The organism is Nostocoides veronense (genome assembly GCF_039531185.1).
GTDB lineage: Bacteria > Actinomycetota > Actinomycetes > Actinomycetales > Dermatophilaceae > Nostocoides_A > Nostocoides_A veronense.
The window spans coordinates 1-24,957 of the sequence record NZ_BAAAPO010000056.1 but is presented as its reverse complement, the minus strand read 5'-3'; the positions used below and the strand labels follow the sequence as shown (position 1 = coordinate 24,957).

25 protein-coding genes are annotated in these 24,957 nt (G+C 67.8%); 14 read left to right on the top strand and 11 right to left on the bottom strand.

Going from position 1 to position 24,957, the window contains the following annotated elements; all coding sequences use genetic code 11:
- The first annotated feature begins 167 nt into the window (after positions 1 to 167).
- Together secG and ABD225_RS17145 are read left to right on the top strand one after the other, a co-directional pair.
- Positions 168 to 410, top strand: a complete 243-nt coding sequence (gene secG / locus ABD225_RS17150) for a preprotein translocase subunit SecG (protein WP_344088420.1) — start codon at positions 168 to 170, stop codon at positions 408 to 410.
- A gap of 52 nt (positions 411 to 462) precedes the next feature.
- Positions 463 to 813, top strand: a complete 351-nt coding sequence (locus ABD225_RS17145; RefSeq protein ID WP_344088416.1) for an RNA polymerase-binding protein RbpA — start codon at positions 463 to 465, stop codon at positions 811 to 813.
- Positions 814 to 816: 3 nt separating this feature from the next.
- Here ABD225_RS17145 and ABD225_RS17140 read toward each other — a convergent pair whose 3' ends face one another.
- The 4 genes from ABD225_RS17140 to tkt form a co-directional block, all read right to left on the bottom strand.
- The gene (locus ABD225_RS17140) at positions 817 to 1,752 is read right to left on the bottom strand and encodes a glucose-6-phosphate dehydrogenase assembly protein OpcA (RefSeq protein ID WP_344088413.1); all 936 of its coding nucleotides are present in this window, start codon (positions 1,750 to 1,752) and stop codon (positions 817 to 819) included.
- Positions 1,753 to 1,786: 34 nt separating this feature from the next.
- Positions 1,787 to 3,331 carry a glucose-6-phosphate dehydrogenase gene (zwf, locus tag ABD225_RS17135; RefSeq protein WP_344088410.1) on the bottom strand — a complete coding sequence of 515 codons (1,545 nt, stop codon included), beginning with the start codon at positions 3,329 to 3,331 and terminating at the stop codon, positions 1,787 to 1,789.
- A 72-nt stretch (positions 3,332 to 3,403) separates the two neighbouring features.
- A complete protein-coding gene (tal, locus tag ABD225_RS17130; protein WP_344088407.1) occupies positions 3,404 to 4,516 on the bottom strand; it encodes a transaldolase in 1,113 nt (370 codons plus the stop codon).
- 21 nt (positions 4,517 to 4,537) lie between these two features.
- Positions 4,538 to 6,751: a transketolase gene (gene tkt, locus ABD225_RS17125; protein ID WP_344088474.1), complete on the bottom strand. Its 2,214-nt coding sequence runs from the start codon at positions 6,749 to 6,751 to the stop codon at positions 4,538 to 4,540.
- A 167-nt stretch (positions 6,752 to 6,918) separates the two neighbouring features.
- Here tkt and ABD225_RS17120 point away from each other — a divergent pair, with 167 nt between their 5' ends.
- On the top strand, positions 6,919 to 7,857 hold the full coding sequence (locus tag ABD225_RS17120; protein WP_425564483.1) for a heme o synthase: 939 nt from the start codon (positions 6,919 to 6,921) through the stop codon (positions 7,855 to 7,857).
- Between the two features lie 25 nt (positions 7,858 to 7,882).
- Here ABD225_RS17120 and ABD225_RS17115 read toward each other — a convergent pair whose 3' ends face one another.
- Positions 7,883 to 8,230: an iron chaperone gene (locus ABD225_RS17115; RefSeq protein WP_344088404.1), complete on the bottom strand. Its 348-nt coding sequence runs from the start codon at positions 8,228 to 8,230 to the stop codon at positions 7,883 to 7,885.
- Positions 8,227 to 9,162 (bottom strand): COX15/CtaA family protein, encoded by a 936-nt coding sequence (locus tag ABD225_RS17110; RefSeq protein ID WP_344088401.1) that lies wholly within the window; start codon positions 9,160 to 9,162, stop codon positions 8,227 to 8,229. Before ABD225_RS17110 ends, ABD225_RS17115 begins: the two co-directional genes overlap by 4 nt.
- Positions 9,163 to 9,270: 108 nt before the next feature.
- Between ABD225_RS17110 and pgi the strand changes: the two genes are divergently transcribed.
- Positions 9,271 to 10,941, top strand: coding sequence for a glucose-6-phosphate isomerase (gene pgi, locus ABD225_RS17105; RefSeq protein WP_344088398.1), 1,671 nt, complete (start codon positions 9,271 to 9,273; stop codon positions 10,939 to 10,941).
- A gap of 67 nt (positions 10,942 to 11,008) precedes the next feature.
- Here pgi and ABD225_RS17100 read toward each other — a convergent pair whose 3' ends face one another.
- From ABD225_RS17100 to ABD225_RS17080, 5 genes are all read right to left on the bottom strand, one after another.
- Positions 11,009 to 12,472 carry a DEAD/DEAH box helicase gene (locus ABD225_RS17100; protein WP_344088395.1) on the bottom strand — a complete coding sequence of 488 codons (1,464 nt, stop codon included), beginning with the start codon at positions 12,470 to 12,472 and terminating at the stop codon, positions 11,009 to 11,011.
- A 138-nt stretch (positions 12,473 to 12,610) separates the two neighbouring features.
- Complete coding sequence (locus ABD225_RS17095; RefSeq protein ID WP_344088391.1) at positions 12,611 to 14,140, bottom strand: molybdopterin-dependent oxidoreductase; 1,530 nt, start codon at positions 14,138 to 14,140, stop codon at positions 12,611 to 12,613.
- A gap of 62 nt (positions 14,141 to 14,202) precedes the next feature.
- Positions 14,203 to 14,958 carry an ABC transporter permease gene (locus ABD225_RS17090; RefSeq protein WP_344088388.1) on the bottom strand — a complete coding sequence of 252 codons (756 nt, stop codon included), beginning with the start codon at positions 14,956 to 14,958 and terminating at the stop codon, positions 14,203 to 14,205.
- Positions 14,955 to 15,665, bottom strand: a complete 711-nt coding sequence (locus ABD225_RS17085) for an ABC transporter ATP-binding protein (protein ID WP_344088468.1) — start codon at positions 15,663 to 15,665, stop codon at positions 14,955 to 14,957. The genes ABD225_RS17090 and ABD225_RS17085 overlap by 4 nt, the downstream gene beginning before the upstream one ends.
- Before the next feature lie 58 nt (positions 15,666 to 15,723).
- On the bottom strand, positions 15,724 to 16,371 hold the full coding sequence (locus ABD225_RS17080) for a LuxR C-terminal-related transcriptional regulator (protein WP_344088385.1): 648 nt from the start codon (positions 16,369 to 16,371) through the stop codon (positions 15,724 to 15,726).
- Between the two features lie 81 nt (positions 16,372 to 16,452).
- Between ABD225_RS17080 and ABD225_RS17075 the strand changes: the two genes are divergently transcribed.
- The 10 genes from ABD225_RS17075 to ABD225_RS17030 all read left to right on the top strand — a co-directional run bounded on the left by ABD225_RS17075 (position 16,453) and on the right by ABD225_RS17030 (position 24,911).
- Positions 16,453 to 17,634 (top strand): PQQ-dependent sugar dehydrogenase, encoded by a 1,182-nt coding sequence (locus tag ABD225_RS17075; RefSeq protein ID WP_344088382.1) that lies wholly within the window; start codon positions 16,453 to 16,455, stop codon positions 17,632 to 17,634.
- Between the two features lie 72 nt (positions 17,635 to 17,706).
- Complete coding sequence (locus ABD225_RS17070) at positions 17,707 to 18,420, top strand: helix-turn-helix transcriptional regulator (protein ID WP_344088379.1); 714 nt, start codon at positions 17,707 to 17,709, stop codon at positions 18,418 to 18,420.
- Positions 18,417 to 19,838 (top strand): Fe-S cluster assembly protein SufB, encoded by a 1,422-nt coding sequence (sufB, locus tag ABD225_RS17065; RefSeq protein ID WP_344088377.1) that lies wholly within the window; start codon positions 18,417 to 18,419, stop codon positions 19,836 to 19,838. Before ABD225_RS17070 ends, sufB begins: the two co-directional genes overlap by 4 nt.
- A gap of 52 nt (positions 19,839 to 19,890) precedes the next feature.
- Positions 19,891 to 21,084, top strand: coding sequence for a Fe-S cluster assembly protein SufD (gene sufD, locus ABD225_RS17060; RefSeq protein ID WP_344088374.1), 1,194 nt, complete (start codon positions 19,891 to 19,893; stop codon positions 21,082 to 21,084).
- Positions 21,081 to 21,434: a non-heme iron oxygenase ferredoxin subunit gene (locus ABD225_RS17055; protein WP_344088371.1), complete on the top strand. Its 354-nt coding sequence runs from the start codon at positions 21,081 to 21,083 to the stop codon at positions 21,432 to 21,434. Before sufD ends, ABD225_RS17055 begins: the two co-directional genes overlap by 4 nt.
- Before the next feature lie 2 nt (positions 21,435 to 21,436).
- Positions 21,437 to 22,195: a Fe-S cluster assembly ATPase SufC gene (gene sufC, locus ABD225_RS17050; protein WP_344088368.1), complete on the top strand. Its 759-nt coding sequence runs from the start codon at positions 21,437 to 21,439 to the stop codon at positions 22,193 to 22,195.
- A gap of 8 nt (positions 22,196 to 22,203) precedes the next feature.
- On the top strand, positions 22,204 to 23,508 hold the full coding sequence (locus ABD225_RS17045) for a SufS family cysteine desulfurase (RefSeq protein ID WP_344088365.1): 1,305 nt from the start codon (positions 22,204 to 22,206) through the stop codon (positions 23,506 to 23,508).
- Positions 23,509 to 23,511: 3 nt separating this feature from the next.
- Positions 23,512 to 23,961 carry a Fe-S cluster assembly sulfur transfer protein SufU gene (sufU, locus tag ABD225_RS17040; RefSeq protein WP_344088362.1) on the top strand — a complete coding sequence of 150 codons (450 nt, stop codon included), beginning with the start codon at positions 23,512 to 23,514 and terminating at the stop codon, positions 23,959 to 23,961.
- Positions 23,954 to 24,283, top strand: coding sequence for a metal-sulfur cluster assembly factor (locus ABD225_RS17035; protein ID WP_344088359.1), 330 nt, complete (start codon positions 23,954 to 23,956; stop codon positions 24,281 to 24,283). Before sufU ends, ABD225_RS17035 begins: the two co-directional genes overlap by 8 nt.
- Entirely contained in the window at positions 24,261 to 24,911 is a 651-nt protein-coding gene (locus ABD225_RS17030) for an acVLRF1 family peptidyl-tRNA hydrolase (RefSeq protein WP_344088356.1), read from the top strand. The genes ABD225_RS17035 and ABD225_RS17030 overlap by 23 nt, the downstream gene beginning before the upstream one ends.
- Positions 24,912 to 24,957 lie beyond the last annotated feature (46 nt).

Below are 24,957 nucleotides of genomic sequence, written 5' to 3'. Positions count from 1 at the left end.
TAGCTTCTGCTAGCAGAGGTTAGGCACACCCCCTCCCGCCGGCCGCGTCGGGCCAGACCCGGGAACCGGCTATGCCGTGGCGGCGCGTTGGAGAGCGGAGTGCGGCGGGGTATCCTGCCGGGGGCCCGTTGCGACTGGCCAGATTGACCAATCGAAAGGCGTGAACCGTGGATGCTGTGCGAATCGGGCTGCAGGTGCTGCTCGTCGTCACCGGCCTCTTCCTGACCCTGCTCATCTTGCTCCACAAGGGCAAGGGCGGCGGGGTGTCGGACATGTTCGGTGGCGGTTTGTCGACCTCGATGTCCTCGTCTTCGGTCGCCGAGCGCAACTTGACCCGCATCACGGTCGTCATCGCCCTCGTGTGGACGACCGCCATTCTCGGCATCGGCCTGATCGACCGCTTCAACTAAGAATTCGCCGGCTCGGCCGGACCAAGCACGTCAGAGAGGACGGAAGGGTTTCATGGCTGGAGGCAATGCGATCCGGGGCAGCCGCGTCGGCGCGGGTCCCATGGGCGAAGCGGAGCGCGGCGAGGTCGCGGCTCGGGTCTTCGTCTCGTACTTCTGCTCCAACAACCACGAAACCCGGCCGAGCTTCGCGCAGGAGCAGGGGCTCGTCATACCCGAGCTGTGGGATTGCCCGCGCTGCGGGCTGCCCGCCGGGCAGGACCAGGACAATCCGCCGACGGCGCCCAAGGTCGAGCCCTACAAGACGCATCTGGCCTATGTAAAGGAGCGGCGCTCCGACGCGGACGGCGCCCAGATCCTCGACGAGGCCCTCGACTCCTTGCGCGATCGCGGCCTGATCAAATAGCCCCTAGGTCGCCGCGCCATTCTTGCGCGCGACGTTCGGCAGCCCGCGGACCAGCGTCTCGGCATACACCTCATCGGCATCGAGCCGGCGTAGTTCGTCGGCGAGGCACTCGGCATCCCCGCGATGCGGGAGCGCGACCACCCGGTCTGGCTGCGCCGGCTGGGTCAAGGTCGCGAGATTGCCCGAGGGGCGCACAAGATCGACCGGCCCTGAGGCGCGTTCCAGGTGCACGCTGACGATCCCCGAGCCGGCCTTCGCCGAGGAGATGGACACCGGGCAGCGCAGGCTCTTGCCGAGCCAGGCGGCCAGGAGGTATGCCGAGGGCGAGTCCCCGGCCCCGACCACTGTCGCTGCGGTCACGGACTCGTAGGGCGGCTGGTCCAGCGCTGCCGCGAGTCGCCCTCGCCAGAGCGTCACCCGGGTCCATGCCAGATCGGTGTCGCCGTCGGTGTAGTTCTTTGCCAGGCGCGCCAGTTTCGCGTGCGGGCGGGCCGCCGCCGCGGTGTCGGTGATCCGGCGCTGCGCGAGTGCCCCCAGCGGATCGGTATGCGGATCGTCTGGCGAGTCTCCCGGCCACCACACAACGATGGGGGAGTCGGCGAGCAGCAGCGGCATGGCCACAGCTCGGCCCTGCTTGGCGAGCGGGCCATACATGCGCAACACCACGATCTCACTGGCTCCGGCGTCCCCGCCGACGCGGATCTGCGCATCGAGCCGCGCGGTGCCGCGGGCATTCCCGGACACCAGCGCGATCACGCGGCACGGGTGTTGCCGGCTGGCGTCATTGGCGATATCGATCGCCGAGTCCACGCGATCCTCGTCAACGGGTATGACGAGGGTCAGGACCCGCCCGAGGGCCATCGCGCCCACATCATCACGCAGCGAGACGAGCCGCTTGCTGACCGTGACGGTATTGGTGCTCGGCAGGTCGACGATCACCGGGGTCCCCGTTCAGTTTCGGAGCGAGTGGTTGTCACGGCATCCTCCAGACGCGGCCGTCGCGGGTCATCAACTGATCGGCCGAGGCTGGCCCCCAGGTGCCCGCTTCATATTGATCCAGCGATGCCTTGTCCTTGGCCCAGGCTTTCTCGATCGGATCGAGGATGCGCCACGACAGCTCGACTTCCTCATGCCGCGGGAAAAGGGGCGGCTCGCCGAGGAGCACATCGAGGATCAGGCGTTCGTAGGCCTCGGGTGAGGACTCGGTGAAGGCCCGGCCATAGCCAAAGTCCATCGTCACATCGCGCACTTCCATTTGCGCCCCAGGCACTTTCGCGCCGAAGCGCATCGTGACCCCTTCGTCGGGCTGCACGCGGATGACGATCGCATTGCGGCCCAACTCCTCGGTGGCTGTGTCCTCAAAGGGCAGGTGTGGTGCGGCCTTGAAGACGACCGCGATCTCCGTGACGCGCTTGCCGAGGCGCTTGCCAGTTCGCAGATAGAAGGGCACGCCGGCCCAGCGGCGGGTGTCGATATCGAGACGGATTGCGGCATAGGTCTCGGTGCGCGAATCGGCGGCGACGCCCTCCTCCTGCAGGTAGCCGACCACCTGCTCGCTGCCCTGCCAGCCCGCGGCATACTGCCCGCGCGCGGTGCTGCCCGCGATATCGGTCGGCACCCGCACGGCCGAGAGCACCTTCTCCTTCTCGGCCCGCAACTGATCGGCCGCGAATGACGCGGGCTCCTCCATTGCCGTCAGGGCGAGGAGTTGGAGCAGGTGATTTTGGATGACATCGCGCGCCGCGCCGATGCCGTCGTAATAGCCCGCGCGGCCCCCGATCCCGATGTCCTCGGCCATGGTGATCTGCACGTGGTCGACATAGTGGCTGTTCCAGACCGGCTCGAAGAGTTGGTTCGCAAAGCGCAGCGCGAGCAGATTCTGGACGGTTTCCTTGCCCAGATAGTGGTCGATCCGGAAGATCGAGTCGGCGGGGAAGACGCCCTCGACGATGGCATTCAGTTCGCGAGCCGACGCCAGGTCATGGCCAAACGGCTTCTCGATCACGACGCGCCGCCAGGCATCCTTGTGGGGGGTCGAGAGTCCGGCGCGCTCGAGCTGCTGGCATACGGTCGCAAAGGACCCTGGCGGAATCGAGAGGTAGAAGCCGTGATTCCCCCCGGTACCGCGCTCTTCATCCAGCGCGGCGAGCGTGCGGGCGAGTTCGTCGAAGGCCGCCTCGTCGTCAAAGCTGCCCTGAACGAAGCGCAATCCCTCGCACAAGGCCCGCCAAACTTCCTCCTTGAAGGGCGTGCGGGCATGCTGCTTGACCGCGTCGTGAACAATTTTTCCGAACTCTTGGTCGTCCCAATCGCGCCGGGCAAAACCGACGAGTGAGAAGCCAGGCGGCAACATCCCGCGATTGCTCAGGTCGTAGATCGCCGGCATGAGCTTCTTGCGGGCCAGGTCGCCGGTCACGCCGAAAAGCACCAGGCCGCAGGGCCCTGCCACTCGAGGTAGGCGCCGGTCGCGAGGATCGCGAAGCGGATTGCGGTCAGCCGTTACGCGCGCGGGAGACATGCTTCCCTTCCCGGGTATGTCGTGGGGAGACGAAGAGGGCGGGCCCGGTCTGACCGGTGCCCGCCCTCTGCGTCACTTCGCCGCGTCGAGTGCGGCTTGGAGGTCGCCGAGCAGGTCCGCCCATGAGGCTTCGAACTTCTCGACGCCTTCTTCTTCGAGCAGGTCGGTGACCTCGGTGTAGGAAATGCCCTGCGCGGCAATGTCATCGAGCACTGCGGCGGCGTCCGCGTAGGTGCCGGTGACGGCATCCCCGCGGATGTCTCCGTGGTCGATGACCGCCTGCAGAGTCTTCTCCGGCATGGTGTTGACGGTGTTGTCCGCGACCAGGTCGGTGACATACATCGTGTCGGAATAGTCCGGATTCTTCACGCCCGTGGACGCCCACAGCGGACGTTGCTTGTTGGCGCCTTCGGCGGCCAGCGACTCCCAGCGCGCGGTCAAGAAGACCTCTTCGTAGGCCTGGTAGGCGAGTCGCGCGTTGGCGACGGCGGCCTTGCCCTTGAGCGCGGTGGCCTCATCGGTGCCGATGGCGTCGAGCCGCTTGTCGATCTCGGTGTCAACGCGGGAAACGAAGAAGGAAGCGACCGACCAGATCGTCGACAGATCCTTGCCGGCTTCGCGCGCCTGCTCCAGGCCCTCGAGGTAGGCATTCATCACCGCGCGGTATCGCTCAAGACTGAAGATCAAGGTGACATTGACACTGATGCCCTCGGCAATGACAGCCGTGATGGCGGGCAAGCCAGCGATTGTCGCGGGGATCTTGATCATCACGTTCTCGCGGTCGACCGCGGCATAGAGCGCCTTGGCCTGATCGATGGTTTCGGCCTCCTGGTGGGCCAGGCGGGGGTCAACCTCGATCGACACCCGGCCGTCCTTGCCGCCGGTGGCGTCATAGATCGGGCGGAAGACATCACACGCATCCCGGACGTCTTGCGTCGTGATGGCGAAGACGGCGTCGTCGACCGAGGTGCCGGCCTGGGCGAGTTCGGCGACCTGGGCGGCATACGAGTCCCCATTGCTCAGCGCCGCCTGGAAGATCGAGGGATTCGTCGTGACGCCGACGACCCCGCTGTTCTCCATGACATCCTTGAGATTGCCCGACGTGAGGCGGGCCCGGGAGAGGTCGTCGAGCCAGACGGAGACGCCGCTGTTGGCGAGCGCCTGCAGGTTGTTGTTGTCAGTCATGTCGCTCCTTCTGAGAAAGATCTAGGACTTGGCGGCGTCGACATCGGTGTCGGCGGAACTCGGCGCGGGGGTGCGCGGACCGGCATTCGCTGCCGCAGCCTTCACGCTGCGCTTGGCGGCGGCCACGACCTTCTCGGGCGTGAAACCGAACTCGCGGAAGAGCGTCGCCGCATCGGCGGAGGCACCGAAGTGATCGATGCCGACGATCTCGCCCGCGTCGCCGACCAGGTCGCGCCAGCCCATCGGCACCCCGGCCTCGACAGAGACGCGCGCACGAACGCCGGCGGGCAGGATCTTCTCCTGATAGGCCTTGCCCTGACGTTCGAACCACTCGCGACACGGCATCGAGACGACGCGCGTCGCGATCTTGGCCTTCTCCAGCGTCTCGGCCGCCGACATGGCCAGGCCGACTTCAGAGCCGGTGGCAATCAGGATGACTTCCGGGCTCCCCGACGACGCCTCGCGCAGGATGTAGGCGCCCTTGCTGACATTGGCGACCTTCCCGGCCACCTTGGGGTCCTGGGTCGGCAAGGCCTGGCGTGACAGGCACAAACCTGCCGGTCGGTCGTTCTGCAGGATCGCGACCCACGCGGCGGCGGTTTCGTTGGCGTCGGCAGGGCGGATCACGTCGAAGCCGGGGATTGCCCGCAGGGCGGCCAGGTGCTCGATCGGCTGGTGCGTCGGGCCGTCCTCGCCGAGGCCGATGGAGTCGTGGGTCCAGACGAAGGTGACCCCGATCTCCTGGATGGCCGCGAGCCGCACCGCCCCGCGCATGTAGTCGGAGAAGACGAGGAAGGTGCCGCCATACGGCCGGGTCAGCCCGGAGAGGGCGATGCCATTGAGAATCAGCCCCATCCCGAACTCGCGGATGCCGAAGTGGAGGGTGCGGCCATACGGGCCCCCGCTCCATTCGCGGGTCTGCTTGGCGGTGGGTATGAAGGAGGGTTGGCCCTCCATCGTGGTGTTGTTGGACTCGGCGAGGTCGGCCGAGCCACCCCACAGCTCGGGCAGGACGCTCGCGAGCGCGCCGAGAATCTTGCCGGACGCAGCGCGGGTGGCCAGCCCCTTGGGGTCGGCAGCGAAGGTGGGCACGGCCTTGGCCAGGCCGGCCGGCAACTCGCGGGCGACGAGCCGGTCGAGCAGGGCCGCGCCCTCGGCGTTGGCCTTGCGCCAGGCCTTGTAGCCGGGCTCCCACTCCTTGTGAGCAGCCTTCCCGCGCGCCTTGACCTTGCGGACGTGCGTGATGACCTCGCGGGAAACCTCGAAGGTCTTCTTCGGGTCAAAGCCCAGCAGTTCCTTCAGGCCGGCGATCTCGGCGTCGCCGAGGGCCGAGCCGTGCGACTTGCCGGTGTCCTGCTTGGTCGGCGACGGCCAGGCGATGATGGTGCGCAGGACAATCATTGTCGGCTTGCTGGCGCTGCGGCTCTTTTCGCAGGCCGCCAGGAGGGCGTCGACATCCTCGACATAGGTCGCGCCATCACCATCGCGGCGCCAGTCGATCGTCTCGACATTCCAGCCATACGCTTCGTAGCGCTTGCCCACATCCTCGGAGAACGAGATCTCGGTCTTGTCCTCGATCGAGATGGTGTTCTGGTCGTAGATGACCGTCAGATTGCCGAGTTCCTGGTGGCCAGCGAGCGCGCTGGCCTCGTGGGTGACGCCTTCCATGATGTCGCCATCGGAGGCGACGACCCAGACGTGGTGGTCGAAGGGGCTGGTGCCCTTTCTGGCGTCCGGGTCCAGCAGGCCGCGGACGCGGCGCTGCGCGAACGCCATACCGACGGCCGTCGCCAGACCCGAGCCGAGCGGACCGGTCGTCACCTCGACGCCGGTGGTGTGGTGGACCTCCGGGTGACCCGGGGTCAGCGAACCCCAGGTCCGCAGCGCCTTGAGGTCATCGAGTTCCAGGCCGTAGCCGGAGAAGTACAGCTGGATATATTGCGTCAGGGACGAGTGGCCGCACGAGAGGACGAAGCGGTCGCGGCCCAGCCACTGCGGGTCGGACGGGTCGTGGCGCATGACGTTTTGGTAGAGCAGATACGCGACCGGCGCGAGGCTCATCGCCGTGCCGGGGTGGCCATTGCCGACCTTCTGCACGGCGTCCGCTGCCAACACGCGCACGGTGTCAACGGCCCGCACGTCCAGATCGCTCCACCCCGCCTTCTTCGCCTTCGGCGCGGGAACCGCCCGGCTGGTGGCCTTCGCGGCGCGCTTGCGGGTGGGCTTGGTGGACACAGCGGTCACAGAGTCGTCCTTCCTGGACGTCGGAGGTGCGGCACGTCCCTCCCAGCCTAGTGCCGGGTGTGAGCCACGTCGCAGCAAGACCGGTGGGTAGACTGCAGGCATCAATCTTGGTCGCTCTCGCGGCCATCCCACCTTCCGGATCGAGGCGACGGCCCCCCGTGACCACGCTGCATACGCCCGCGGCCGTGCCGGCCCGGCCCGCGTGGCGCCGCAGTCTCGCGGCCTATGTCGCGCTCACCAAGCCGCGGATCATCGAACTGCTACTCGTCACCACCGTCCCGACGATGTTCCTCGCGCAGCGCGGCGTCCCCTCGCTGTGGCTGGTGGTCGCGACGCTTGTCGGCGGCACATTGTCAGCGGGCTCGGCCAACGCCTTCAATATGGTCTACGACCGCGATATCGACGCCCACATGGGGCGCACCGCCAATCGGCCGCTGGTCACGGGAGCGGTGACACCGCGGGCCGCCCTGATCTTTGCCTCCGCGCTGGCGGTCATCTCGACCGTGTGGTTCGCCGTGGTCGTCAATGTGCTCTCGGCGGCGCTGTCGCTCGGGGCGATCACCCTGTATGCCGTGGGCTACACGATGATCCTCAAGCGCCGCACCTCCCAAAACATCGTGTGGGGCGGCGCTGCCGGCTGTATGCCGGTGCTGATCGGCTGGTCGGCCGTCACCAATTCGGTGAGCTGGGCCGCGGTGGTCCTCTTCCTGGTGATCTTCTTCTGGACGCCTCCGCACTATTGGCCGCTGTCCATGCGTTTCAAGGACGACTACGCCCAGGCCGGGGTCCCGATGCTGCCCGTGGTCGAGACCAATGTGACGGTCGGACGTCAGATCGTCATCTACTCCTGGGTGATGGTGGCGACCTCGCTCGTGCTGATCCCGATCGCCCCCATGGGTTGGCTGTATGCCGCCACGGCCACCCTGTCCGGCGGGCTCTTCCTCGCCGAGGCGCACCGGCTGCTGCGCTCCGCCAAGGCGGGGGAGTCGATGGCCCAGATGAAACCGATGCGGCTCTTCCACTACTCCATCACCTATGTGACGGTTCTCTTCCTCGCCGTCGCCATCGACCCGCTGGTCTATCTCGCGATCCGTTGACGCCTGCGTCTGGACCGTCGGGGTTTCAGGCGCCGATCTGCGCGAGCCGCGCGCGGACGATATCGCGGATAACGTCGTCCGGCAGCGGCTGGTCGACCTGGAAGCGGATGGTGCCCTTGCTGAGCGAGAACCCGGGCAGGCGGTCGGCGACGCGCTCAACGATCTCGCCGGAGAACGGGAACAGGCTCAGGTGGGTTTTGGTGGCGATGACGCTGATCAGCGGCTTACCGGCGACCTTCAGGGCCGGCATACCGTAGCTCTTGCCCTCCTGCGTCTCGGGGGCTTCCTCCGCGACGATGGCCAGCACCCGGCGCAGCGCCGCGGCGCGGTCCGCATCCAAGCCGTCGAGGTATGCCGTGACCTCGCCTATCAACTCGGCTCCGCCTGGCCGCGCAGGTGCTTGAGCCCGTTGACCAGGGCGATCACCAGCAGACTGGCCAGCAGCATATGCATCAGCACGAGCGCCTCGGGGAGCTTGGTGAAGTACTGCGTGTACCCGACAACTCCCTGAGCCAGGGTGACGAACAAAACGCCGCGCCAGGCGTTCTTCACCAACTCGGTGCGACCGACGAGGTGGGTGGCGACGACCATGGCGATCACCAGCCCGACGAAGAGCATCACGCTGTCGGCATGCAGCCACGATGCCGAGCGTGGGTCGAACGAGAGGCGCGCGGGCTGGTCCGCGTCGCCTGAGTGGGGACCAGAACCGGTCACGATCGTGCCGAGGACGAGCACCACCCCGGCGAGTGCGGTTGTCGCCCAGGCCACCTGGCGCACGATGCCCGGGACGACCAGGTGGCGGGGGCCGGGCGGCATACGCCCCTCCACATAAGCTGCGGTGGCGGCGGCGATCAGCCCCATGGAGACGAGGAAGTGCGCGGCGACGGTGGCCGGGTTCAATCCGGTGCGCACCGTGATGCCGCCCAGGATTGCCTGCACGGCAACGCCGGCGAGCACGAGGACCGCCGGGACCAGGAGCGCGCGGCGGCGGTCGGTCCACCGCCAGATCGCGATGACGGCGGCAAGGGCGACGAAGCCAACGAGGCCGGTGAGGGTCCGGTTGCCAAACTCGATGTACTTGTGGAAGCCCTCGGCCTGCTCGCGCACCGGCACATAGGACCCGGGAGTGCACTGAGGCCAGGTCGGGCAGCCCAGCCCGGATCCGGTCAGGCGGACCAGCCCGCCGGTGACGACGATGAGCACCTCGACGACGACATTGGCCAGCAGGATGCGGTGCAGCCAGGGGCTCGGGGCCGGCCCCGGCGGGCGGATCATCTGCGGGGGTGCCTGGTCCAGCGTCGTCACCGCTCCAGGCTAAGCCCCGTGGAATCGACCCTTGCACGGCGGCCTCGGCGTGGCGAGCCCTGCCTCGCGGCGACCGCACGGGCAGGCCCGCCTCACTAGGGTGATGCAATGACCATCGTCGACCCCACGACCACCACCGCCTGGGCCCGCCTGACCGAGTTGAAGGCGGCATACACCCCCGATCTGCGCGGAGCGTTCGCGACCGATCCGGACCGGGCGCAGCGTTATACGCGCACCTGCGCGGACCTGCATGTCGATCTGTCCAAGAACCTCATCGATGACGAGATCCTCGGGGCGCTCTTGGATCTCGCCGAACAGGTGGGCCTGGCCGCGCGCCGCAACGCGATGTATGCGGGGGAGCGCATCAATGTGACCGAGAACCGGTCGGTGCTGCATACCGCCCTGCGCCGGCCGGCTGGCGACTCCCTCGTCGTCGACGGCACGGATGTGGTTTCCGAGGTTCATGACGTCCTGGCGAAGATCTACGCCTTCTCCGACAAGGTCCGCTCGGGTGAGTGGGTTGGCGTGACGGGCAAGCGCATCGAAACGGTGGTCAATATCGGCATCGGTGGCTCGGACCTCGGGCCGGTCATGGTTTATGAAGCTCTAAAGCCCTATGTCCAGGCCGGGCTGAGCTGCCGCTTCATCTCCAATATCGACCCGACCGACTTGGCGGAGAAGGTCGGCGATCTCGACCCCGAGACGACGCTCTTCATCATCGCCTCCAAGACGTTCACGACGCTGGAGACCCTGACCAACGCTCGGATGGCGCGGGATTGGCTGTGGCGCAAGCTCATTGAGCAGGGCGCGATCGAGGACTCGGATGAGGCCCGCACCGGGGCCGTGGCCAAGCACTTCGTCGCCGTCTCCACCGCTCTCGACAAGGTCGAAGCCTTCGGCATCGACCCGGCTAATGCCTTCGGCTTCTGGGACTGGGTCGGTGGGCGCTATTCCGTGGACTCCGCCGTCGGCACGGTGCTCGCGGTGGCGATCGGCAAGGACCATTTCGCCGACTTCCTCGGTGGCTTCCACGCGGTCGACAACCACTTCGCCGAGGAGCCTTTCGAGAGCAATGTCCCGGCGCTCATGGGGCTGTTGAATGTGTGGTACGTCAACTTCTTCAAGGCCACGAGTCATGCGGTGCTGCCGTATGCGCAGTACCTCCACCGGTTCGCGGCCTACCTCCAGCAGTTGACGATGGAGTCCAATGGCAAGGGCGTGCGCGCCGACGGCGCGCCGGTGACCACCGAGACCGGCGAGGTCTTCTGGGGGGAGCCGGGCACCAACGGGCAGCACGCGTTCTATCAATTGATCCACCAGGGCACGCAGTTGATCCCGTGCGACTTCATCGCGATGGCCAACACTGCACACCCGATCAAGGACGGCGATGCCGACGTCCACGAACTCTTCCTCGCCAACTTCTTCGCCCAGACCAAGGCGCTCGCCTTCGGCAAGACGGCCGATGAGGTGCGCGCGGAAGGTGTTGCGGAAGAACTGGTTTCGGCCAAGGTCTTCTCCGGCAACCGCCCGACGACCTCGATCATGGCGCCACTGCTGACGCCATCTGTGGTTGGTCAGTTGATCGCGCTCTACGAGCACATCACCTTCACCCAAGGCGTCGTGTGGGGCATCGACTCCTTCGACCAATGGGGCGTCGAACTCGGAAAACAACTCGCTATGCAGATCGCCCCCGCGATTTCGCAGGACGACGAGGCGCTGGCCGCCCAGGACCCCTCCACTCGTGGGCTGATCGAGTACTACCGCTCGCAGCGCCACTAATCCGCACACTTAAGGACGACGGCCGGCGGTGAACTCACCGCCGATCGTCGTGCTTCGCGCTGAGGGGTCAGCGCGAGGTGCGTCGAGGGCCGCCGCGGCTGCCCGCGGAGAAGGCCGCCGCGCCACCACCCGAGCGGCCGGTGGACGCTGCACCGCGGGCCGCGGGCCGCTGCCGGCGCTGACCGGGATTCGTTGCCCGCGAACGGCTCTCGCCTGACCCCGACTCACGGCGCGCTCCGCCGCCCGAGGACGTATGCGGATGGGTCGTCTTTCCACGCCCCGATCCGCGGGTGCCCGAGGACTTGCGCGAACCGCGCCCAGGCTGCGCCGGCGCGGCCTCGGGGACGACATACGCCCCGGGGAAGGACCGGGCGCCCGGCGCGAGATCGGTGAGCAGCGGATGGTCGGCGTGGACGCGCGTGGTGGTCGGGTTGATGCCGGCCTTGCGCGTCAGGTCTCGGACCTCGCGCACCTGCTGGTCCAGCATCATCGTCACGACAGTGCCGGAGTTCCCGGCCCGCGCCGTGCGCCCTGAGCGGTGCAGATACGCCTTGTGCTCAACCGGCGGGTCGGCGTGAATGACCAGCGCGACGTCATCGACGTGGATGCCGCGCGCGGCGATATCGGTCGCCACCAGCGTGCCGGCCGCGCCGCTGTGGAAGGCGTCCATCGTCCGGGTGCGGGCGTTCTGCGAGAGATTGCCGTGCAGTTCGACGGACGGCACACCGGCCGCGTTGAGCTGTCGCGCGAGCTTCTTGGCGCGGTGCTTGGTGCGGGTGAAGACGATCGTGCGGCCCGGTGCAGCGGCCAGGTCCACGAGGACCGGCAGGTGCGCCTCTTCGCGGACATGCAGGACGTGGTGGGACATCTCGGCCACCGGGCTCTGCGCCGAATCCGCCTCGTGCGTCACGGGTTTCACGAGGTAGGTCCGGGCGAGGACACCGATGCCGGCGTCGAGCGTCGCGGAGAAAAGCATCCGCTGTCCACCGCGCGGGGTGCGATCGAGCAACCTGCGGACGGCGGGCAGGAAGCCGAGGTCGGCCATGTGGTCGGCCTCGTCCAGAACCGTGACCTCGATGGCGCTGAGGTCGGCGTGGCCCTGACCGATGAGGTCCTCCAGTCGGCCCGGACAGGCGATAACGATGTCGACGCCGGCGCGCAGCGCCGACACCTGCGGGCCTTGGCCAACACCGCCGAAGACGGTGCGGGAGGTGAGGCCAGTCGCCGCCGCGAGCGGGGCGAGTGACTCCTCGATCTGTGCGACGAGCTCACGCGTCGGGGCAAGGATCAGGGCGCGGGGGCGCTTCGGCATACGACGTCCACGGCCGGCGAGGCGCGCGACGAGCGGGAGGAGGAAGGCGTAGGTCTTGCCGGAGCCTGTGCGGCCACGTCCAAGGACGTCCCGGCCGGCGAGCGAGTCGGGCAGGGTCGCTGCCTGGATCGGAGTGGGGGCGGTGATGCCGCGCTCGGCGAGCACGGTCACGAGGGTTGCGGGGACGCCGAGCGTGCGAAAAGTCGTGTCGGAAGACACTGAATAGCTCCAAGTGAATCGAATGAAGTCGTTCTGCCCGGCGCGGACGACATGGGCCGCAGCAGCGATGGCGATCGACGAAGCGAAGCGGCCCGCGGCAGAACTGGTCGGGCCGATGGGTCCAGTCTACCGGCAGTCTCAGCGCACTCGGACCCGAATGCTGTGCAGCCCGCTCGCGCCATCGGGCGCGGGTTCGGCGATCGTCGTCGTCTGGATCGCTCCCGTCCCGTCCGTCGCGCGTGCCGTGATGACGTGTTGGCCGCTCGCGGAAGGAGTCCAGGTCGCGCGCCACTGGCGCCAGTAGTGCCCACCGACGTCCGGGCCGAGGTCCGCCGCGATCCACGCGCCGTCGTCGACACGCACCTCGACGCCCGAAATCCCTTGGCGCGCTTGGGACCACGCCACTCCGGCGATGGCGAGTTCGCTTCCGGCGGGGACGCTCGCTCCGTCGCGAGGCACATCGATTCTCGACTGCGTTTTCACCTCGGCCTGTTCCGCCCAACCCCGCGTCGACCAGTACGCCTGGTCCTTGGCGTAGGTGGTGGCGGTCAGGTGCGTAAGCCATTTCGTTGCGCCGACATAGCCGTACAGTCCGGGCGTGATCATCCGCACGGGGAAGCCGTGCGTCGGCGTCAACGGCTTGCCGTCCATCGCGATGGCGAGCAGGGCGCCACGATCGTCCTGAAGGGCGGCGACGGGGGTGGAGATCGTCATACCATCGTGCGAGGTGCTGAGAATCTGATCGGCCGTGTCGCGAACTCCGGCGCGGGCCAAGACATCTCGCGTGCGCACCCCAAGCCAACGGGTCGATCCGATGTAGTCCCCGCCCACGGGATTGCTCACGCAATTGAGGGTGATGTCGGCCTCGATCATCGGCATCCGCAGCAGTTCGTCGAAGGTCACCTCGTAGGGGTGATCGACATCGCCGTCAATGCGCAGCCGCCAGGCGGAAACGTCGATGCGCGGGATGATCACGGCGGTGTCGATGCGATAGAAGTCCGCCACCGGGGTGCGCAGCGGCGTCAGGCCGGGCGTGCTTGCGCCGAGGCCAGCCGGCAACGCGGGCAGCGGTGCCGAGGGAGCAGGCAGCGTCAAGCTCTGACCGGTCGCGCCGATGGGCGCGCCCAGCCGAGTGCCGAGGTATGCCGCCCCCGCCCCTGCACCCGTCAAGAGGCCCGCCGCTACGACCGTGCGCCGATCGGCGCTGCCCGCGTATGCCGCCCGCTCCCTTCCCGCTGGGTTGCTCCCGTCCGTCGGCACGAACCGCAGCCCCACGATGCCGACCAGCGCCGCCACGCTGCTGGGCAAGACCGCGAGTTGACCGCCGGACGGACGAGTGGCCGCGGCGAGCGCAGCGATCCCGGCAAGGCCAGCGAGCAACCAGGCGCCAGAACGGTTGCGGGACTGCAGGATTCCCGCCAGCGCGCCCAAGCAAAGCACGACCACCAGGACGCCCACGATCAGCACCGGCTTATCCGCCGTGCCCAGCGTCGAGGTGGCCCAGTCCTTGAGCCACAGCGGGGTGAGGTCGATCGCCGCGCTGCCCACGGCGATAGCCGGCGAGGTGGACGGCCCGACGACTCCCGCCACGAGGTGACCCGCACCGAGCCCGCAGCTGGTGGCTGCCAGACCCACGAGGGCGGCATACCTGCGCTGCGGGGAGGTCATGCCAAAAGGCTAGGCCTCGCGCCCGGCGATCGGTCGCGCCCAGGTCTTACGGTCTGCTTACGTCAGTCCGACCAGCGGAAGATCCGGGTGGCGAGCATGGCGCTGATGCCACCCCAAATGGCCAGCACCAGCCAACTGGTCACGGGCCAGGCGCCCTCAACGAAGGCGTCCCGCAGCCCGTCGCCCAAAGCACCCGAGGGCAGCAGCCGTGCCACGCCGACGGCCGCGCTCGGCAGGGTGCTCGTGGGCAGCAAGAGGCCAAGTCCGAGGAAGATGACCCACAGCAAATTGGCTACGGCGAGAACGGCTTCCGCGCGCAGCCGTCCAGCGACCAGCATCGCGAGCGCAACGAAACAACCGGCACCGAGGACAATCGTGATGAGCGCCGGGAGCAGGCCCGCGACCTCGGGGCGCCAGCCGAGCGCCATACCCAGAATCGAGAGCGCAAGCAGGTGGAAAGCGAGCACGAAGCCGGTCGCCATCGTCTTGCCCCCGAGCAGCCCATCGCGACCCAGGGGGGTCGTGCCGAGCAGCCGCAGCACGCCATTGCGGCGGTCGAAGGCGGTGGCGATCGCTTGGCTGGTGAAGGCCGTCGAGACGACCGCGAGGGCGAGCACGCCGGGGACGATGACATCGATCCGCCGGGCGCCCAGGTCGGGCACCGACGCGAACTTCAGGCCGATCATCGCCATCGCCGGGAGGATGAAGGCGACCAGGAGTTGCTCGCCATTGCGCAGCATCGTGCGCGCCTCGAAGCTCGCCTGCCGGCGGATGCGTATGCCGCGCGCCGCAGCCCGCTGTCCCGTCGCGGTGGTCATCGCTCGCCCCGTCCGGTGAGTGAGAAGTACACGTCTTCAAGGCTTTTCGCGCCCGCGACCTCCGCCCGCGGGCCGCTGGTGCGCACCCGGCCGCGGTCCATGATGACGATATCGTCAGCGACCCGGTCCGCCTCCTCGAAGGAGTGCGTCGCCAAGACCACTGCGGCGCCGCCGGCGGCCTGCTCGCGGACGATCTCCCAGACGTCCAGGCGAGTATGCGGATCCATCCCCGCCGTCGGTTCGTCGAGGAAGAGCACATCCGGGCGCCCGATGAGGGCGGTGGCGAGGGCGACCCGCTGCCGCTGGCCACCGGAAAGTCGGCGCACGATCGTGCGGGCGAAGTCATCAATGCCCAAGCGCGCGCTGAGGGCCGACGGGTCGGCGGGATCGGCATACATCGACGCCAGGTGGGCAAGCAGCGCCGGGGGAGTGGACATCGAGGGCAGCCCGCCGTCTTGCAGCATCAGGCCGACGCGGGCTCGATGCTCGGCGGAGGCGCCCCACGGGTCTTCCCCAAGCACTTGCGCCAGCCCAGAATCGGGGCGTTGCAGACCTTGCAGGCATTCGATGGTCGTCGATTTGCCGGCGCCATTCGGCCCGAGAACGGCGGTGACCCGGCCGGCCTCCGCGCACCAGTTCGCGCCGTCGAGCGCCCGGGTGGCACCGAAGGACTTGACCAGATCTCGGACCTCGACTGCGGACACCAGAGCAGTCTAAGGAGCCCAGACCAGCCGGCCGCCCAGCGACTGGGACCCGTGGGGAGGCTCAGGCGCCCCGGTGCGGGTTGAGATACGCGAGGGCGGCCAACACCCGGCGGTTCCACGACGGCTCGTCGGGAATGTCCAGGTCGCGCAGGATGGCCGCCACGTGCACCTCAGCGGTGCGCACCGACATGCCCAGCGCGTCGGAGATGGCCTGGTTCGATCGCCCCTCGGCCACCAGGGACAAGACTTCCACTTGCCGCGCTGTCAGCCGATCGAGCACCGAGGCCGGTGGGGTGATCCGCGCGATAACGTCCTCGTCGATGACGATTCCGCCAGCCGCGATCGTGTGGAGGGCGTCGGTGAGCCGTTCGACGTTGCCGACCCGGTCCTTCAGCAGATAGCCCACCGCCGACGGCACGTGGCCGGTCAACCGGCGCACCCACGCTGGCTCGGCGTAGGTCGACAAGACCAGGACCCCGATGCCCGGGAAGCGTTGCCGCAGAGCCAAGGCTGTGCCGATGCCTTCGTCGCTGAAGGACGGTGGCATGCGGACGTCGAGGATGACGACATCGGGCCTGGTCAGAGCGGCCTCTCGCAGCAAAGCCGCGCCGCCGCCGACGCTCGCGAGCACGTGGATGCCGGCATGGGTCAGCAGCGCTGCCAGTCCCTGGCGGGCGACGAGTGGGTAACCGGGGGCGACGCGCCGCATAGGGCCCGGCGTCGCGGCGTTACGCCAGCACATCGCCCGCGTTCCCGGGAGAGGCACAGCCGGACTGGATACGGTCGAGGCATGCGCAGACTCATGCCGATGCTCGCGGGCGCGGCCCTGGTGGCCGGCTGTTCAGGGCCCGGCCCTGCGCCGACAAGGGCGACGGAGGCCCCATCCGAGAGCACCCCCACCTCGGCCACCGCGTCCAGCGACGTCGCACCCTTCACCGTGACGGAGGTGGCGTCATATGACGAACCCTGGGCGATGACCTTCCTGCCCGGCACGGAGTATGCCGCGATCACCCAACGCGGCGGCCAACTGCTGGTCCGCGACATGAGCAGTGGCGAGGTGCTCACCGTGGATGGGGCGCCGGAGGTCAAGGCTGAAGGCCAGGGCGGGCTCGGCGACATCATCGCGGCCCCAGACTTCGACCAAAGCGGTCATATCTATCTGTCGTGGGTCGAGCCCGGCGATGGCACGAGCGCGGGTGCGGTCGTCGGACGTGGCGGTCTCGTCATCGAGGACGGCGCTGCGCGACTCGAGAACCTCACCGTGATCTGGCGGCAGGAGCCGAAAGTCGAGGGTGCCGGGCATTTCGCACACCGGCTCGCCGTGAGTCCGGACGGGAAGTACCTCTTCGTCACCTCCGGCGAGCGCCAGAAGTTCGACCCCGCCCAGGACCTGGGAACCAATCTCGGCAAGATCCTGCGCCTGACCCTGGATGGGACACCCGTCGCCGCCAATCCCTTTGCGGCGCAAGGCTATCCGGCCGAGGAAGTATGGACGCTCGGTCACCGCAATCCGCTCGGCATCGCCTTCGCCCCCGACGGCACGCTGTGGAGCACCGAGATGGGACCCAAAGGCGGCGATGAGCTGAACGTCATCACCGAAGGCGCCAACTACGGCTGGCCGAAAGTCTCCAATGGCTCGCACTACAGCGGTGAGGAGATACCCGACCACGCCGCCGGCGACGGCTTCGAGGCGCCGAAGGTCTGGTGGAATCCCTCGATCTCGCCGAGCAGCCTGATGATCTACACCGGGGAGGTCTTCCCGCAGTGGCGCGGCGATGCTTTCATCGGCGCGCTTTCTGGCCAGTCACTGCTTCGGGTAGACCTCGACGGCACCACCGCCACCAAGGCCGAGGTCTGGTCTGCGGGCGCCCTAGGCACGCGGATCCGCGAAGTCGAGCAGGGCCCAGACGGCCGCATCTGGGTCCTGCAGGACGGGTCCGAGGGCAAGTTGCTGCGCCTCGATCCCGCCTAGCCCTCCGAGTCGCAGGCCGACTTAGGTTGACCTAACTTCGACACGCTTGACGCAATTACCTAACATGGATGTGTGATTAATGCGCGAGCAACCGAGGCGACGGCCGATGCCGTGCCCGAGTCGGGCACGCGCGAGCGGGTACTGCGGGCGATCAGCCAGCAGGGTCCGATCACGGCGGCGGTTCTCGCCGAGCGGCTCGGCCTGTCCGACACCGCCATTCGCCGGCATGTCGACAATCTCGCCGACGCGGGGCTGATCGAGCCCCACGAGGCCACTACACCCCGACGCCGCGGAAGGCCCGCCAAGGCGTATGTCGTCTCCGACGCCGGCCATCGCTCGCTCACCTCGGACTACGACCACCTCGCCGGCCAGGCGCTGCGCTATCTCGCGGAGACCGTCGGCCCGCACGCGGTTGAGGACTTCGCCCGGCGACGGATTGCCGACTGGGAGAGCCGGTATGCCGCGCAGCTGCCTCGCCAGGCAGGCACGGCCGAGCGCGCAGAGCAGCTCGTCGGCGCGCTCAGCCGCGACGGCTTCGACGCCAGCCTGCGCAGGGTGGGCGACCAGGCGACACCGGCGGCTCTTCGCGGCATACAACTGTGCCAAGGGCATTGCCCGGTGCAGGATGTGGCGGCGCAGTTCCCTCAGCTGTGCGAAGCCGAGACCGAAGCTTTCTCCCGCCTGCTGGGCGTGCACGTCCAGCGGCTGGCCACCCTCGCGCACGGCGACCACGTGTGCACCACCTTCATCCCCACGACCACGCTCAACCCGACGGAGGCGTCATGACGCAGAGCATCGAAGACCTGAACCCTGGTCTGAAGGACCTGGGACGCTATGAATACGGCTGGGCCGACAGCGACACGGCTGGCGCGACCGCGCGCCGCGGCCTGAACACCGAGGTCGTCGAGGACATCTCGGCGCGCAAGAGCGAGCCGGACTGGATGCGCGAGCTGCGGCTGAAGGCGCTGCGCCTGTTCGACAAGAAGCCCATGCCGACCTGGGGCAGCGACCTGTCCGGCATCGACTTCCAGAACATCAAGTACTTCGTGAAGTCCACGGAGAAGCAGGCCACCTCCTGGGAGGAACTGCCCGAGGACATCAAGAACACCTATGACCGCCTCGGCATCCCCGAGGCCGAGAAGCAGCGCCTCATCGCCGGCGTGGCCGCGCAATACGAATCCGAAGTGGTCTACCACCAGATCCGCGAGGACCTGGAGGAGAAGGGTGTTATTTTCGTCGACACCGACACCGGCCTGCGCGAGCACGAGGACCTCTTCCGCGAATACTTCGGCTCGGTCATCCCGCCGGGCGACAACAAATTCGCCTCGCTGAACACCGCTGTCTGGTCGGGCGGTTCGTTCGTCTATGTTCCGCCGGGCGTGCACGTCGAGATCCCGCTGCAGGCCTACTTCCGGATCAACACCGAGAACATGGGCCAGTTCGAGCGGACGCTGATCATCGCGGACGAGGGCTCCTACGTTCACTACGTCGAGGGCTGCACGGCGCCGATCTACAAGTCGGACTCCCTGCACTCCGCAGTCGTCGAGATCATCGTCAAGAAGAACGCTCGCGTCCGCTACACGACCATCCAGAACTGGTCCAACAACGTCTACAACCTCGTCACCAAGCGCGCCACCTGCGCCGAGGGCGCGACGATGGAGTGGATCGACGGCAATATCGGCTCCAAGGTGACGATGAAGTACCCCGCCGTCTACCTCCTCGGCGAGCACGCCAAGGGCGAGACGCTGTCCATCGCCTTCGCCGGCGAGGGCCAGCACCAGGACGCCGGCTCCAAGATGGTCCACGCGGCCCCCAACACCTCCTCGACCATCGTCTCGAAGTCCGTGGCGCGCGGGGGCGGGCGCACCTCATACCGCGGGCTCGTCCAGATCATGGAGGGCGCGACCGGCAGCAAGTCCAGCGTCGTCTGCGACGCCCTGCTGGTCGACACGATCAGTCGCTCGGACACCTACCCCTATGTCGACATCCGCGAGGACGACGTCCAGATGGGCCACGAGGCGAGCGTCTCGAAGGTCTCCGAGGACCAGATGTTCTACCTCATGTCCCGAGGGATGTCCGAGGAAGAGGCCATGGCGATGATCGTGCGCGGCTTCGTCGAGCCGATCGCCCGCGAGTTGCCGATGGAGTATGCCCTCGAGCTGAACCGCCTCATCGAACTCCAGATGGAGGGTGCGGTCGGCTGACCTCAAGACGTCACCGACCCACCCAAAACCGTTACTGCACAAGGAATCCCGCATGAGCCTGCTGGCTGAGAAGACCCAGCGCCCCGGGCTGGCACCGCATACCGATTCGGTCGCCACCTTCGTCCCGGACCAATCCCGCGCCGAGCGGACCCGTTCGTATGCCGTGGCCGACTTCCCGATGCCGACCGGCAGGGAAGAGGACTGGCGGTTCACTCCGGTGGACCGGATTCGTCCGCTCCTGAAGGACGAGGCGACCGGCCTCTGCCTCGACTGGGACGAGTCCCTGCCCGCCGGCGTCCGCCTCGGCACGATGTCGGTCGCCGACTGGCAGGCCGCTGGCGCGCCGGCCCCCGCCGACCGCGCCGCTGCTATCGCCGCGGCGCACAGTGGGGGTGTCGGCGTCATCGACATCCCGAATGACGCGGAGCTGACCGAGCCGGTTCGCATTCGGTTGTCGGGCGGTGACGGTCAGCTCGTCCACGGGCACCTGATGATCCGAGCGGGTCGTTTCAGCAAGGCCACCGTCGTCCTGACGCACGACGGCCTGGCCGACTACAGCGAGGTGCTCACGATCACCGCCAGCGACGGTGCCCACCTGACCGTCGTCTCGCTGCAGGAGTGGGACGACCGCTCCATCCACCTCGGCCAGCATGATGTGGTCGTCGGCCGCGACGCGCAGGTCAAGCACATCGCCGTCACCCTCGGTGGGGCGATCGTGCGCCTCAACACCAATGCGACCTATGCCGGGCCCGGCGGCTCCTTCGAGGCGTATGGCGTGTACTTCGCCGATGCGGGTCAGCACCTGGAGCACCGGCTCTTCGTCGACCACGCCGTGCCGCATTGCACGAGCAATGTCGAATACAAGGGCGCGCTGCAGGGGGACTCTGCCCGCACCGTCTGGGTCGGTGATGTGCTGATCCGCGCCGCCGCCGAGGGCACGGACACCTACGAACTAAACCGCAATTTGCTGCTCACCGATGGCGCCCGCGCCGACTCCATCCCCAACCTGGAGATCGAGACCGGCGAGATTGCCGGTGCCGGACACGCCTCTGCGACAGGCCGATTCGACGACCAGCAGTTGTTCTATCTGATGGCCCGCGGCATCCCAGAGGCCGAGGCGCGTCGCCTCGTCGTGCGGGGCTTCTTCGCCGCGGTCGTCTCGCGCATCGGCGTGCCCGAGGTGATCGGGCACTTGATGAGCGCCATCGACGCCGAGCTCGAAGCCTCGGTGGCGGTCGCGTCGTGAGCGCCGACACCGACCTGGTTGCCATCGCCGTCTGCGGGATCGACGAGCTCCCCACCGTTGGCGCGGCCAAGGCCGATATCTATGGCCAGGCCATGGCGATCGTCCACACCGAGGATGGCGAGGTCTACGCCATCGACGACATCTGCAGCCACCAGAATGTCTCCCTCAGCGAAGGCGAACTCGACGGCTGCCGCCTCGAATGTTGGCTCCACGGTTCGCGATTCGATGTGCGCACCGGCGATGCCCTGAACCTCCCCGCGACCGAGCCGGTCGCGACTTTCCCCGTCACCATCGAGGACGGCGTGGTTTACGTCTCCGTCCCCGCCGCCCTGATCCCCGAGAGCGAGTAAGCATGTCCACCCTCGAGATCCGCGACCTGCACGTTGCGATCACTGCCGATGACGTCCAGAAGGAGATCCTCCGCGGCGTCACCCTGACCATCAACTCCGGCGAGACCCACGCGATCATGGGCCCTAACGGCTCTGGCAAGTCGACGCTGGCCTACTCCATCGCTGGCCATCCCAAATACACCGTCACCTCCGGGACCATCAACCTCGACGGTGAGGACGTCCTGGCGATGAGCGTCGACGAGCGCGCCCGCGCCGGTCTCTTCCTGGCCATGCAGTATCCCGTCGAGGTCCCCGGCGTCACAGTCAGCAACTTCTTGCGCACCGCCAAGACGGCCATCGACGGCGAAGCGCCCAAGCTGCGCACCTGGGTCAAGGACGTCAAGGAGGCTATGGGCAATCTGCGCATGGACCCAGTCTTCGCCGAGCGCGGCGTCAACGAAGGCTTCTCCGGTGGGGAGAAGAAGCGTCACGAGATCCTCCAGTTGGAGTTGCTCAAGCCGCGCTTCGCCGTCCTCGACGAGACCGACTCCGGTCTCGATGTCGACGCGCTGCGCATCGTCTCCGAGGGCGTCAACCGCGCCCAGGAGGCCTCCGATATGGGCGTGCTGCTCATCACCCACTACACGCGCATCCTGCGCTACATCAAGCCAGACTTCGTCCACGTCTTCGTCGATGGCGTCATCGCCGAGGAGGGTGGCCCCGAACTCGCCGACCGCCTCGAGGACGAGGGCTACGACCGCTTCCTGACGGCAGCCGTCTGAGGGTCCGTATGACTGCCCACGCGCCCGCCCTCGCGGCCTTCAGCGATCAGGAACTCGCCCGCATCCGGGCCGACTTCCCGATCCTGTCGCGCACGGTGCGCGACGGAAAGCCGTTGGTGTACCTCGATTCTGGGGCGACCTCGCAGAAGCCGTATGCCGTGCTCGACGCCGAGCGTGGCTGGTACACCGAGTTGAACGCGGCCCCGCACCGCGGTGCGCACGCGCTCTCGGAGGAGGGCACGCAGGCGTATGAGGGTGCCCGAGCCACCATCGCGGGCTTCATCAGCGCGCGCGCCGACGAGATTGTCTTCACCAAGAACGCGACCGAGGCGATCAATGCGGTGGCCTATGCCTTCTCAAATGGCGCGGCGGGCGGCGGCGGGGGAGCGGGTGAGCGCTTCCGGATCGGCCCGGGCGACGAGATCGTCGTCACCGAGATGGAGCACCACGCCAACCTCATTCCGTGGCAGGAGCTTTCCTCGCGGACCGGGGCGTCGTTGAAGTGGCTTGAAGTGACCGAGGACGGCCGCCTCGACCTGAGCCATCTGCGCGAGGTCATCACCGAGCGCACCAAGGTTGTGGCCTTCACGCACGCCTCCAACGTGCTCGGCACCATCAATCCGGTCGACGCCATCGTGGCCCGGGCACGCGAAGTCGGCGCGCTGGTTGTCCTCGACGCCTGCCAGTCGGTGCCGCACCTGCCCATCGACGTCGCAGACCTCGATGTGGACCTCCTCGCCTTCTCCGGCCACAAGATGCTCGGACCCATGGGCATCGGCGCCTTGTGGGGACGCCGGGAGGTCCTGGACGCCATGCCGGTCTTCCTGACCGGCGGCTCGATGATCGAGACCGTCACGATGGAGCGGGCGACCTACGCGCCAGCCCCGCAGAAATTCGAGGCGGGCGTCCCGAACGCCGCCCAGGCGATCGGCCTCGCCGCCGCGTGCGACTACCTCACCACCCTCGGGATGGACCGGGTGAGCGCACACGAGCACGCGCTGACCGGCATACTCCTGGACGGGCTGCGGGAGCGTCCCTGGACGCGCCTCATCGGGCCTGACAGCCTTGAAAACCGCGGCGGCGCCGTGAGTTTCGTCGTCGACGGCGTGCACGCCCACGATGTCGGGCAGATTCTCGACGACCACGGTGTTGCAGTCCGTGTGGGACATCACTGCGCGTGGCCGCTGCACCGCCGATTCAAGGCGGCGGCGACGACACGAGCCAGCCTCGCGCCATACAACACCCCGGAGGAGATCGCGGCCTTCTTCACCGCGCTCGATAGCGTGCCGGGCATTTTCGGGATCGAGGTCTAGCCGATGGACCTCTATCAGGAACTCATCATTGAGCACGCCAAGCGTCCCCACCGGGCGGGCCTGCGCGAGCCTTTCGACGCCGAGGTGCACCACGTCAACCCCACCTGCGGCGACGAGGTGACGCTGCGCGTGGCGCGCGACGGCGAGGTGCTGTCGGACATCTCGTATGACAGCCTCGGCTGCTCGATCTCGGTGGCCTCCGCCTCGATGCTGGCGGATCTGCTCGCCGGCCAAGATGTCGACACCGCCCGGACGACCTTCGCGGCGGTGCACGCCATGCTCACCTCGAAAGGCGCCGACGCCGGCGACGAGGAGGTCATCGGCGATGCGGTCGCTTTGGCCGGCGTCGCGAAGTTTCCCGCGCGCGTGAAGTGCGCACTGCTGTCATGGATGGCCCTCGCGGACGCGCTGGCCACCACCGGAGCCAATCTCTCGGAGGAGTCACATGTCTGAGACCACGATCATGCCCGCCAATGTTGCGGACCTCGAAGAGGCCATGCGCGATGTCGTCGACCCCGAACTCGGGATCAATGTCGTCGACCTTGGCCTCGTCTATGGCATCACCGTCGACCCGCAAAATCACGCGGTCATCGATATGACGCTGACGTCTGCCGCGTGCCCGCTGACCGATGTCATTGAGGACCAAACAGCCCAGGCACTTGACGGTTTGGTAACAACGCATCGCATTAACTGGGTCTGGATGCCACCATGGGGCCCGGACAAGATCACCGACGACGGCCGGGAGCAATTGCGTGCCCTTGGTTTCAACATCTAGCACCTCCGGCGCTCCGGCGACCCCTCGCATTGTCGAGGTCGCCCCGGAGCGCTTGCCCGCCTGGCTCGACGGCTTCGTCGAGCGACATGGGGGCGAGGTGCCCCCTGGTATGCCGGAGCGGATCGTCGGTGCCGATGGCGCCGACGCCATCCTGGACTACTTCCCCCACGACCCCCTCGGCGTCATCTTGGTGCGCCGCGGTGGGTATGCCGTGGGTCGGGTTCGTGGCGGAAAGCTGCTCTTGCACAAGGTCGGCACGCGGTATGTGCAGTCCCGCACGGCGGCTGGCGGCTGGAGCCAGCAGCGGTATGCCCGGCGACGTGACAACCAGGCGGACGAGCTCGTGACGGCCGTGGTCGAGCATGCGGCCCGAATCCTCGTCGACCTGGCGCATGTGCCGGACGAGACTGGGGAGTTGCCGATCGGTGGCGCGCCCGTCACGCCCGGTCTGATCGTCGGCGGCGACCGCCAACTGGTCGCGGCCGTGCTCGCCGAACGCCGGCTCGCCTCCTTGGTGCCCCTGCCGCGCCGTGGCCTCTTTGACCTGCCCGACCCCAACCGGGCCGTCCTCGAAACCGCCATCAAGCGCGGCAGCGCCGTCCGCATCCGCCTCGGCGAACTCGCCTAAGGCGACCTACCGTCTAGGACGTGTGAAGCCCCCGCCCGGATACCGG